This window comes from Streptomyces phaeofaciens, assembly GCF_014648915.1.
Lineage (GTDB): Bacteria > Actinomycetota > Actinomycetes > Streptomycetales > Streptomycetaceae > Streptomyces > Streptomyces phaeofaciens.
The window spans coordinates 1-11029 of the sequence record NZ_BMSA01000070.1 but is presented as its reverse complement, the minus strand read 5'-3'; the positions used below and the strand labels follow the sequence as shown (position 1 = coordinate 11029).

Annotated in this window: 12 protein-coding genes and 2 pseudogenes; 3 read left to right on the top strand and 11 right to left on the bottom strand. The window is 67.3% G+C overall.

The window, feature by feature from the left end:
* Window positions 1-524 precede the first annotated feature (524 nt).
* The 7 genes and pseudogenes from IE275_RS45270 to IE275_RS46695 form a co-directional block, all read right to left on the bottom strand.
* A complete protein-coding gene (locus IE275_RS45270; protein WP_189718547.1) occupies window positions 525-842 on the bottom strand; it encodes a hypothetical protein in 318 nt (105 codons plus the stop codon).
* A gap of 58 nt (window positions 843-900) precedes the next feature.
* Complete coding sequence (locus tag IE275_RS46705) at window positions 901-1278, bottom strand: PIN domain-containing protein (protein ID WP_229871436.1); 378 nt, start codon at window positions 1276-1278, stop codon at window positions 901-903.
* A complete protein-coding gene (locus IE275_RS45260; RefSeq protein ID WP_189718546.1) occupies window positions 1275-1538 on the bottom strand; it encodes a hypothetical protein in 264 nt (87 codons plus the stop codon). Before IE275_RS45260 ends, IE275_RS46705 begins: the two co-directional genes overlap by 4 nt.
* Before the next feature lie 1107 nt (window positions 1539-2645).
* Window positions 2646-3686, bottom strand: coding sequence for a tyrosine-type recombinase/integrase (locus IE275_RS45255; RefSeq protein ID WP_229871434.1), 1041 nt, complete (start codon window positions 3684-3686; stop codon window positions 2646-2648).
* 319 nt (window positions 3687-4005) lie between these two features.
* Window positions 4006-4167: pseudogene (locus tag IE275_RS46700) on the bottom strand (helix-turn-helix domain-containing protein); the annotation flags it as partial.
* Window positions 4168-4233: 66 nt separating this feature from the next.
* Window positions 4234-4503 (bottom strand): hypothetical protein, encoded by a 270-nt coding sequence (locus IE275_RS45245; RefSeq protein WP_189718545.1) that lies wholly within the window; start codon window positions 4501-4503, stop codon window positions 4234-4236.
* A gap of 801 nt (window positions 4504-5304) precedes the next feature.
* Window positions 5305-5631: a transposase domain-containing protein gene (locus tag IE275_RS46695; protein WP_229871433.1), complete on the bottom strand. Its 327-nt coding sequence runs from the start codon at window positions 5629-5631 to the stop codon at window positions 5305-5307.
* A gap of 683 nt (window positions 5632-6314) precedes the next feature.
* Between IE275_RS46695 and IE275_RS45235 the strand changes: the two genes are divergently transcribed.
* Window positions 6315-7172 carry a hypothetical protein gene (locus IE275_RS45235; RefSeq protein ID WP_189718543.1) on the top strand — a complete coding sequence of 286 codons (858 nt, stop codon included), beginning with the start codon at window positions 6315-6317 and terminating at the stop codon, window positions 7170-7172.
* 389 nt (window positions 7173-7561) lie between these two features.
* On the opposite strand, the pseudogene IE275_RS46690 reads toward IE275_RS45235, so the two are convergent.
* The 4 genes and pseudogenes from IE275_RS46690 to IE275_RS45215 form a co-directional block, all read right to left on the bottom strand.
* Window positions 7562-7651, bottom strand: a pseudogene (locus IE275_RS46690) (S-adenosylmethionine-dependent methyltransferase); the annotation flags it as partial.
* 544 nt (window positions 7652-8195) lie between these two features.
* Window positions 8196-9047, bottom strand: coding sequence for a helix-turn-helix domain-containing protein (locus tag IE275_RS45225; protein WP_189718541.1), 852 nt, complete (start codon window positions 9045-9047; stop codon window positions 8196-8198).
* 24 nt (window positions 9048-9071) lie between these two features.
* Window positions 9072-9599 carry a DUF6879 family protein gene (locus IE275_RS45220; RefSeq protein WP_189718540.1) on the bottom strand — a complete coding sequence of 176 codons (528 nt, stop codon included), beginning with the start codon at window positions 9597-9599 and terminating at the stop codon, window positions 9072-9074.
* Window positions 9571-9831 carry a hypothetical protein gene (locus IE275_RS45215; protein WP_189718539.1) on the bottom strand — a complete coding sequence of 87 codons (261 nt, stop codon included), beginning with the start codon at window positions 9829-9831 and terminating at the stop codon, window positions 9571-9573. Before IE275_RS45215 ends, IE275_RS45220 begins: the two co-directional genes overlap by 29 nt.
* A 226-nt stretch (window positions 9832-10057) precedes the next feature.
* Here IE275_RS45215 and IE275_RS45210 point away from each other — a divergent pair, with 226 nt between their 5' ends.
* Both IE275_RS45210 and IE275_RS45205 read left to right on the top strand, forming a co-directional pair.
* Entirely contained in the window at window positions 10058-10243 is a 186-nt protein-coding gene (locus IE275_RS45210; RefSeq protein ID WP_189718538.1) for a hypothetical protein, read from the top strand.
* Entirely contained in the window at window positions 10240-10551 is a 312-nt protein-coding gene (locus IE275_RS45205) for a hypothetical protein (protein ID WP_189718537.1), read from the top strand. The genes IE275_RS45210 and IE275_RS45205 overlap by 4 nt, the downstream gene beginning before the upstream one ends.
* Window positions 10552-11029 lie beyond the last annotated feature (478 nt).

The window sequence follows — 11029 nt, the reverse complement described above, 5'->3', positions numbered from 1 at the left end:
AGGGGGTCAACTTTCAAGCGTCGCCACTGGTCCACTTTTCAGCCGTCGCCGACAGATGGGAACATCCGCGCTCACGCAGGGAGCAGGAGCTGGACCAAGAAGGCCCTGGGCTACAGCATGACCTGGCAGCAGGGACCATCCCCCGCTCGCGCGGGGAGCAGGCGTTCTGCCACCAGCCCCAAGGAGGCAAGGAGGGAACCATCCCCGCGGGTCGGGGAGCAGTACTTGGACGGCCCGTTCGGTCGGCGACCGTGCCAGACACGGGGACGCTACCGCCCGCTCCGGGCAAGAGTGCGCGCGTGCGGCCGGCGCTCTAGACAGGCACGGCCCGGACGAAACCGGCGACGGCGTGCGGGGCGCCTACAGGACAGGCATGGCGACAAGCACAGCAGGGCCAGGTTAGGTGGGGTTCAGCAGTGTGATGCCGGTACCAGCATGCAGGTCGGAGTCCAGCGACAGGACGGCGACCGACTCCCTCGCCTTCACCGCCTTCCAGGCGATCACTGCCGCGTGTGACGGTGAAGTCAGGCGTCGTCCAGTGCCCAGGCCTGGTCGAAGTCAGCATGGTCTTTCCACTGCGCTGCGGTAGTGACCAGCGCGTCCCAAACACTCACGAGCCCGGTGTGGTTCTCCCAATCGCGAAATACCCTCGCCTGACCCAACAGAACGCGGACAACGTCGTTGAGGGCTTGGATCGCCTTGTCGGTCGCATCCTCGATGGGCCAGGCAAGCATCAGGGGATCCGTTCGGGAGAACAGAAAGCGGGCCAGTGCGGCGAAGTCCTCCTCGGTGTATTCCTCTCCAGGTTCCCGTGCTTCCTCTGCCCACTGGTCTTCACCCATTGTTTCCTTGCTTCCTTCTGCTCCGGTCGCTGCACGGGTCGGACCGGTGAACCGCTCGTCAGGAGCCCATGGGGTTCAGCGGGCTCACCCCGGTCCCCGCATACAGGTCGGGGCCGAGGGAGAGCAAGGTGACGTCGTCACCGGCCTGGCGGGCCACGATGACCGCGGCAGCCGAGTGCAGAATCCGCCAGTCAGCCTGCCTCCAGGCGCCAGCCACCAGCGCGTGCGCATGAGTGAAGCCGACGACCGTGGTGAAGCGCCGGCCGAGGATGTCCGCCCCGGTACCGGGCCGGTGACGGTCGGCAACCGTGGCGGACAGGGCGGGGATCACGATCTCGGCATAGCCGTAGCTGGCCTCGACGTACAGACCGTTGAGGAACTCGTCTCCCTCGGCAAGAGCCTGGATGCAGGTGTGGTCGAACAGGACACGGATCACGCGGCGTGGTGCTCCTGCCCGAGGCGCTCGAGGAAGGACCGGGCCCGGGTGCGGGCCTCGTCGGAGACCGTCACGCCGGTCGACCGGCGCACTTCCTCCAACGCCTGCTGCACACGCGCCTGCTTCTCCTCCTCAGTCAGCTCACGCGCCACAAGCTGCGCTAGCAGATCATTCATCGTGGTGCCCCGCTCCCCGGCCAGGGTCCTCAACCGGTCACGCACTTCCCGGGTGGTCTTGATGCTGGTGTCCTGATCTCCCATTCCGTCATTCTACCAGCAGTAGAATCAGCGTGCGGATCACGAACCACGGCCAGCCGGACACCATGCAAGAAGCCATTCCCTGCCATTGCCCCAGCCTCCCTGCCTGAGGACAAACTGCTCGCCTTCCCCCGCAGCCCACAGCGGCCCGTGCTCAGCGCTCACGGGGCATCTCGGCTCCCGGAGCACACCCGTGCGCGATAGCGCAGATGTGGAATACATCGGGGCCCGCCGCGCCAAGGCGGGGCATCGGCTTCCTCGGGTGCGCCCCAGGACAAGGCCACTGCCGGAAGGGGCCGACGTACTGGAGGTAGGCCGGGTGGGAACCATCCCCGCTCGCGCGGGGAGCAGTCGATGAACCTGATCACGCAGGCGATCCATGGGGACCATCCCCGCTCACGCGGGAAGCAGAGCGCGTGGGCCCCATCCGTTCCTGGGTGCCGGGGACCATCCCTGCGGGCGCGGCGAACAGTTGTCGGCGCGGCCATCCCCACGCGTGCGGGAAGCAGGACTCGGTGCTTCAAGCCATCGGGCGCACCGTGGGACCATCCTCGCGGGTGCGAGGAGCAGGGCAAGGTCATCATAGACGCGCGCCCGGCGGTGGGACCATCCCCACACGCGCGGGGAGAAGTGATCTCCTCCGAGCCTACCCAGGACGAGTCGGGGACCATCCCCAGGCCGTCTTCTCACGGCGGGAGGGAGCATCCCCGCTCGCGCGGGAGCAGATGGCGCCCGGCATGGCCTTGAGCTGCCATGCGGGGCCACCCCCGCGGGTGCGGGGAGCAGGGCTCGCCGTTCTCGTCCCGAGGCGTGATCGTGGGACCATCCCCGCAGGTGCAGGGAGCAGCCATCGCTCTCCCCGTCCAGCGGCTCGAGGTCGGAACCATCCCCGCTCACGCGGGGAGCAGGCGACGGCCACCGCGCGTCGTTCGTCCACTCGGGAACATCCCCGCACGCGCGGGCAGGAGTGATCTCCCCCGAGCCTACCCCTGACGAGTTGAAGACCATCCCCACCATCCCCTCTTACCCGGGAGGCAGAAGGCAGAGCCCCACCCATGTTGCTTCGGGACGAAGCGGTCGTGGGTTCAAATCCCGCCACCCCGACACAGGTCAGAGGCCCATCCACGTGATCGTGAATGGGCCTCTGTCGTGCGTACAGCAACGGAATACAGCAACCGCTATGACTCTTGCCGGCCGTCCTTGCCTGACGGCTCTTCCGCCCCCTCTCGCTGCTTGCCCTTCCCCTTCCTTCTTCTGCTTGCTGCCGCCGCCCAGCGCCCTACCGAGGTTGCGGAGCGCGCGGCGGGTCTCGGCGGAGGGCACGTGTGTGTAGACCGCCATGGTCACCGCGATCTCCGAGTGGCGAAGGATCTGTATGGCGATCCGGGGGTGGACGTCGAGGGCGGCCAGGAGCGAGGCGCAGGTGTGGCGAGTGTCATGGACGCGGATGTGGCGGACGTCGGCCCGGTCGCTGCGCCGGTTGAACCCACGGTTGAAGTCCTCGGCTCGACCGGGGTGCCGTAGCGGGTGGTGAAGACCAGGTCTGATTCGGTCCAGAGATCCTTGGCCCGCTCCTTCGCGGCTTGCTGCTGCGTTTGCCGGAGGCGGAAAGCGGTCAAGCAGATGTCCGGGAGCGGGAGCACGGCTTGCGAGGCTTCTGTCTTGGCGGTGGCGGTGTGGAGCAGGCGCCGGCGGACCCGCTGTGAGGACGTACGCGCCGTAGAGGTTGTCCCGCCAGATCTGGGCGTTCTCCAGGAAGGTGCAGGCTTCTTCCACCGACCACAGGTCGGGGCGCTTTCTCGGGGCCCGCTGGACCTTGACGAGCTGGGCGACGTTCTTCGAGATGTCCTCCTCGACCATGGCGTTGGTGAGCGCGCTCCGGAGGATCGTCCGGGCGTCGTTGACCGAGCGCTTCGAGGGGGTCTGCCGACAGCACTTTCCCTTGACGCAGCAACGCTGACGCTCCTCGGGCCGTCTGGCGCCCTTGCCCTGCGCGCAGGACTGGCAGGTGTTGGCCAGCTTGTTGAGCCAGCAGCACATGTCCTGGACGGTCAGCCGGTCCAGCCGTTTGGCTCCGAGGAGGGGAACGATGTGGAGCCGGGCGGTGGCCTCGTAGGTGGCTGCGATCAGCGGCCGAAGGTTGGGCTCCACGACGTCCTTGAGCCAGTACGCCAGTTGGTACTGGGCGAGGGGCGGCGTGTTGGTCGCGACCGGGCCCCTTCTTGGCTTCCAGGCGCACTCTCGATAACGCGTACTCGGCAGTCTGGAGCATGGCTGGCAGGACGACGCATTGAAAGGAACTGATCAGGCCAGCAGACCTTGCCGCCTCATCCAGGACCGATCCTCTCGGAGTCTCGCCCTCTGACGCCTCCGTGGAGTCCGGTGCGGCTTCCACAGGGGCCAGGAGGTCACGCAGCTCACGAGCCGTCAGCTCGTCGGGGTCGAGAGCCGAGGAAGGCCGGCCGAGGACATTGAGGCTGGGCATCATACGCCCGTTCTCCACCTTGGACACCGTCAGTTGGCCCACCCCCGCCCGCTGAGCCAGCACAGCAGCCGTCAGCCCACCCTCCGTGCGAAGCCCGCGAAGACGAGCCCCGAGCGCCCTCGTCCGCTCCCGCCGCTCACTCCCCATACCTAGGGTTCTACACCACGGAGCAGCAGAGCCTCGCTGCGCCGGCGTTTCGCTTCGGAGCGGCGGCTAGGAAGCGTCCTCCTCCGATCGCACCCACGCCAACTGCGCATCGCTGAGGGGAGGAGAGAACCCGTCCGGGAAGGCCAGCATGAGAGGTTGCGGCCGCATGTTCTCGGGCCCGTGGCGCTCGCAGTGCAGGGCGATCAGATGAGCCCCCTCACCACAGGCTTCGTGCCAGTAATAGCGGTCATGGGTACGGCAGAAGTACGAGAACACCGAGCAGTCGTCCTCGTCCGTCGGCTCGTAGAAGTCCGGGTCGCATACCACCTGCGTCACCGGGTCCTGCCGGTTGAGCCTGGGGATGGGCCGGGGATCACGCCACAGCAGCTGTGAAGGGAGCCTGCGGCCATCTTCCCTCCAGGCGTGGATGCGACGCCCCTAACCCTGATCATCAACCGGAGCACAGCACAGTAGCTGTGCAACCGACAGCCGAGGCCCCGCGACCCGGGACCCTCCCCGCGCACAGGGAGTAGTCCAAGGCGTGGCGGCACATTCCCGCGAAGTGGGGACCCACCCCGTTCGCGCGGGAAGCAGCGTGCAACGCTCGGCGCCGGACGGGCAGATCGGGGGACCAGCCCCGCTCACGGGGGAGCAGACCATGACCATGGTCCGGTCGATGCCCGCTTGGGGACCATTCCCCCTGGTGCGGGGAGCAGGATCGGCGCTAGCCATCGAGCGCACCATGGGATCATCCCCGCACACGCGGGGAGCGGTAGTCCGCCGTTTCGAGGGCATGTGGCGGACGGGATCATCCCCGCTTGCGCGGGGAACAGCCGCGCAACACGTACGGGCGCAGCGCCGGGAGGGACCATCCCCGCGGGCGCGCAGAGCAGCCGTCGGCCCTGCTCGCCCAACGAGGTCGGCGCGGGACCGCCCCGCGGGTACGGGGGCAGTGCGTCGTCGGTCCCGGCAGGCCCGCGTGGGACCGTCCCCGCTCACGCGGGAAGCAGGCGGAGCAGGCCGCCGATGGTAACCATCTGCTGGGGACCATCCCCGCTCGCGCGGGAGTAGGGGCCGCGTGCAGGGTCTACACAGTCCTGGCCGGGACCATCCCCGCGAGTGCGGGGAGCAGCAAGCCTACGCCGCGTCGCTGGGCCCTGACTTGGGACCATCCCCGCGGGTGCATGGAGAAGAGGCCGTCTTCGGCGAACGTCGCCGCCGCCAAACGACCATCAACCGTGTGGGAAGCAGCCGCCTACGCTGCTCCGAACGTCCGCGCGCAGCCACTACCCGGTCCGCCAACCCCGGTGGATACACCCAGGTCAACAGGCCAAGACCCGATATGTCAGACGCGCTCGTCGGCAGCGCCGACGGAGATTTCGTCTTCGTCGGCCCGAACGCCGGCACCGTCGACGGCGGACTTGGGTCGGACTTCTGCCGAGTCGCTTCCGGTAACTCCCCCATCGACTGCTGACCAGCAGGGGGTTCGTCGGGCTGGCCAACCGCGACGCTCAGAGCGGACCGGCCAGAGTGCCGCAACACACGGCGACCACCCTGCCCGCTGCCCCCGTTCGGAGCATTCCGTCACCTCCGGAGCCGCACTTCGTCGGTTCCCCGTGGCATGGACACGGTGTACCGACCCCGCATCAGCACAAGACGAGATCGAGGGAACGTTCCCCGCTCGCGCGGGGAGCAGCCCGCCGGGTCGTCGCCCGGGTACAGGTGCAGGAGACCATCCCCGCTCGCAGGCAAGGGCGTGGTCGAGCGGATGCGCTTGATCGGCATCGACATCGAGACCTGGGTGGAAGTGCTGCGGCCGCCTCGCGCCACTCCAGAGCGAAGCCGCCCTGCTGGGCATCGGTGTCGGTGACCTGGTCCGGTCCCTTGAGCGGACGTACTACGAAGGTGAGGCCACGCGGTAGAGACCGGTGACATCATGGTCCCCGATGCGTGTTGGGTGGTGACCTACGAGTTCGCCGTCGACCCGCCTGCCGACGGGGCCCCGGTAGCCGTACGACGGTACCCGCAGGTCTTGCCTGCGCGCACCGCCGTCCACCGTCCCGGTTCTGCCGAACTGGTGACAGCACTGTGGCGGGCAGACGATCATGTGCGTGTTGATTGCCCGGTGCTGCTGGAGAAGAGGCCTCATGGACCGTGAACCTGATGACGTTGTGGCAGAGGCCAGCACAGCCGTTGGCACGGCCCAGGCGCACCTGCTCCCTCCCAGCCTGACGATTACGGCCGAGGTCGCCAAGGCGGTCGCGGAGGCACCTGAAGAGCCCGGAAATCTCACCAGACTCGAACTCACCAAACTGGGCCGTCGGCCCTACAACGCCGGGGAGGTCGTGCCTGCCTGGTGGAGACTGAAGAGCACCCACGAGAGCGTCACCGGCCTGTTCGACACCCTCCACCTGGTCCGGAAGACCCGAGCGACACAGAACAACAAGAGCACACGCGGGCGCCTGCACTCCGATGCGCAGGATTTGCTGCGGGCCGCCATCGTCTTCACGTCTGCCGGACTCGACTCTGCAGTCCAGGCCCTGATCCATCACGCAGTGCCCGTGCTGATCAACCAGCCGGGCACCTCCCGGGACAAGTACGAGGCCTTCATCGAGAACCAAGCCAAAGCTGCGAACGTGGAGAAGGAGTTCCTGACCGCGCTCAAGGAGCAGGATCCAGGCACTGCGCTAATCGACCTCTACATCGCGAGCAAGACGAAGGCGAGCTTCCAGGGCAGCAGCGATCTTCAAGGCCGGGCTGGCGGTTCGTTGGGGATCACTAACCGGCAGATCCCGAAAGCGCGTTTCGCAGCCCTCGACGACTTCTTCACCGCCAGGAACGATGTCGCGCACCGGCTGGACATGGAGAACGTGAGCGAAAGCACTACGAAGCCGCTGAGGAATCTCCGCACCCAGCAGTACGTACTGGAGATGTGTGACCAGGCCCTGCTGCTGGTCCGCGACCTGATCAAGGGGACGGCGGTGAACCTGGCTGCTTGCAAGTGAGCGCCGCCGCCTTCCCCCTGCGAGGGTTCCCGCAGACATGTCTGCGCGTCGCGCTGCAGACGGTCCTGCCGCAGCGTAGAGGTGTCTGCGTAGACCCTAACTTCGACATGAGCTTCGCGATCGCGATGGGCGAGCGGTTCGGCCGTCCTGCGGAGGGGTGGCCGGCGAGCACCCGGTACGTACATCCCGATCTCGGCATCATCGCCCGCAGCATCGGCCCGGAGCGGGCCGGCAGTTTTCTCGAGGTAGTCCGCCAGGCGTATCGGCGCGAGCAGGAAATCGCTCGGGTCGGCGGATACCATTTCGGATTCGCTGCCTGCCTATCAACCGAACTGGGCGATGCGTCGATCACGGCCTGGAGCTCGGCGGGTGGGTCCGTGTTGTCCAGGTTCCGTCACCAGGAGATCGCGGCTTTCCACACCCAGCATTCTTGGGTAGCTGACGACTAGTTGGTTGGGGCGCCGGTGGTTCCGGTGGACTGGCATCTGTCAGAGCTCCGATCGCACGAGGGGCTGGCCGCTCGGGCGAGGAATGGTGGGATCGGCCATTTCCGCTTTTGTCGCCCTGAGGCGACGAAAGCAAGTGTGGGCAGCGTGCAAGGGGCTGCGTGAGGACGCCGGACATGGTTGGGGCTGGAGTCCTTTGCTCAGGTTCACCAGGCGCTCTCGGCTGCATTCGCTGCGGACCGGGGTGCCGGGAGCCACAGGCCCAGGACACGTACAGGTTCGGGCGGGCCCCGGATGCGGGAACGGGGGAACCCCGCTCCCCCACTCTGAACTGAGAGGTACAGCCATGCCCGGGTCGGTGATCCCGTGCGGCATGCGACCGGATAGGGGACCGCCGTACCCGGCCGTCCTGCCACAGCCGAGCAGGCCGGACCGTACTCGCGAAGCACCTGACGGGGCGTGCGGCACACTGGACATGATGCGACAGCGCGGCGCAGTCTCCGCCCTCTGGCGCAAGTCCTGTGCGCTGTAGACATTTTCTGCCTTCCCGTCCCTGCTGAGCTTCGTGCGTTCGAGCTCAGTGCAGTGCTTCGATGGACCGCAGGATCAGGGCGCGCGCGTCGGCCCCGTATACGGCCATGCTGCGCAGCCGCTCGAACGTCTCGAGGTACTGGGCGATCTCGCCGGGCTGTGTCACGTTCACCTCGGCGGACACCAGTTCCACGGACACGAGTCGGTCGTCGTAGATGTGGAACGTCTCTTCGGGCCAGTGCGTCCGGCGGGCCGCCATCGGAATGATGCCGAGGGACACGGCAGGCAGTGCCCCGGCGGTGAGGAGGTAGCCGAGCTGGGCAGCCATCGGTTCCGGGCGGGCGATCTGGCAGTACAGCACGGATTCTTCGACGACCACGACGAATTGGTGCCCCTGTTCGTGGACGATGCGGGAGCGCTCGATACGGGAGCGTGCGGCCTCGGCGCTGTCGTCGACGGGCAGGTCGTGCACGTTTGCGGCGATGCCGAGGACGGCGAGCGCGTAGCCCTCGGTCTGTAGCAGGCCGGGCACGAGGCTGGAGGAGTAGATGCGGAAGTGCTCCGTGGCCCGGAGGGCCGGCGCGCGGCTTTCCTGGATATGCCGGAGTCCAGCGCGTACCTGGTCGCGCCACTGCCGGTACATGGACTCGGCGTTGATGGACTGGACGACGAGATCCTGCACGTGGTCGCCGGTGTGGGTGGCGGCGCACCAGCGGCGGATGTCGTTGGCGGACGGTCCGGTGAGGGCGTTCTCGATGCGTGAGGTCTTGGAGTAGTGCCAGCCGCATGCGGCAGCCAGCTGGACGACCGTCAGGCCGGCTTCTTTGCGGAGGTCGCGCAGTCGGTGGGCGACGGCTTCACGTGCGGCCTGTGCAGATGAGGACGGCGAGGCGGGCATGAGGTAGCTGCCGGTGCTTTCTGATCAGTGGATCTGGTACTGGTCGTGGGGGACGGCGCGTGCCCATACGACATCGAATGCCTCGGTACACAGCTTCGCGACTGCGGGATTCTCGGAGATCTCGTGTCCGATCATGGCTCCGTTGCCGGAAAAGTGGCCCCATCGGATGACCTGGTCGTCGAAGAGCCAGAAGTCGTTGCCAGGCAGGGCGATGTCCGAGGCGCAGCGGCGGGGCAGCCAGCGGACCTGTTCGCCGGCGTGCAGGTTGACGGTGGTGGAGGCGTACTCGTAGCGGATGTAGTCGGAGACGGGCTCGGACACGATGCGGGCGCGTCGGACGGCGACGCCGCGCGCTACCGCCCGGGAGACCAGTGCGGCCCAGGGCGCCCAGCCGGGCGAAGCCGGGTCGGCGTCGAAGCGCCCGGTCTCCAGCCAGGACTGGAAGTCGGCGGCCTCTGCGGCCACTCCGTACTGGTCGCGCATCTCGAGGTGGACGGCGGAGCGCGTGCAGCCGTCCATCAGTTCAGCGATCGTCGGCACGCTCGAAGGCAACGCACGCCTCCCTGATTATGTGCACCATCCTGGCCGGGATACGGACGACCGCCTCATTGTCCGGAATGCCGACGGCATGGCCCGGGACTTCGAACGCGGTGCATTCCGCCTCAAGCTGGGGATCTGGCTTCCAGCCCTGGAAGACCAGTTCTCCCTTCTCCTGGTCGACCCAGACCGTCGGGGAGTCCGCAGTCTTCGTGTCGGGGTCGATCCCGATGAAACGTAACGGCATGCCTGTCTCCGTCCGCGAGATGGGCGGTTCTTTGCGCCACGGTCAGGCATACGGCGCAGCCGGTCAAGGGCGCACACGCGACATCAGCCCGTACAGATGACTACGTCTGCAAAAATCTGCACATTGCTGGTGATGGCGCACATCGCGCTCCTAGTCTCGGGAGACACAACAGACCCCGGCGGCCGCGCGAACGGCCCCGGGGTGTGGACGACTGCCTGGAGTCGACATGGCCGAGCCTCAGCAGGCTGGAAAGTCCCCTGCCGTCCCCGACAACGGAATCGTCTGGTGCGCATGGCACGAGTCGTACAGCAACACCGCGCGGCTGGTCCGGGATACGGGCGGCGCGAAGCTCTTCGCCTGCTTTTCCTGCCGGGATGCCTACGACCTGGCGCCCGTCGCGGACCAGCCGTGAACCCGGCCTTCGTCCAGCCGGTCGAAATGCTGCCGATGCCGAAGGCAGACATGCTCACTGACAGACAGCTGGCTGGGAAGGCGTGCGTGTGGTGCGGAGTCCAGCCGCGCGAGTCTCTTGATCTGGGGCCCCGTCTCAGCATCCTCAACGGCGGCCTGCGCCGCTGGTTCCCGAAGGCGCATCGCCGCTGTGCAGCGCACGAGGCGGGCAAGGTGTACGAGCTGCACCGGCGCATGTGCGCGCGCTGCGCTCCCCGGGACTTCTGCCCCGACGCGACCAGCCTGTACCGACTGTCGCAGTCCGCATGATAGGCCGCCCGTCCCTGCACCCATGCCGTCAGAGGCGGGCGGTTTCGCGGCCTGACCCGTCACCAACCGGGGCCACTTCACGTTCTGACGTGAATGCCGCCTGGATGAACGCCGAGCCGCGCGCTGACCTCGGCGGCTGCGGCCCCGAACGGATCCAGACGACTACGCAGACCAACGGCGGCGCACTCATCGGACCAGTCCCGAGCATCACAGGAGCTCAGGAGCTCAGGGTACCGGCCGGGAATCGGTGGCCGTGGATCCTGCAGGGCCAGTTGTTCAGCTCGTCAGAGATGACGTCCAGGCCCGCCTGACTGAAAGCACTGCGGCCACAAACCCCATCGAATCAATCTTCACCATCGCGCGCCTGCGCACCAGAGTTGCCCGGTGCGTAGACGGGGAGCAGCCGAAGAGGCCTCGACCTCTGTCGGCGACGCTTGAAATGTGAGCCGATTCCGGCGGGTGAAAAATGACCCCCCAC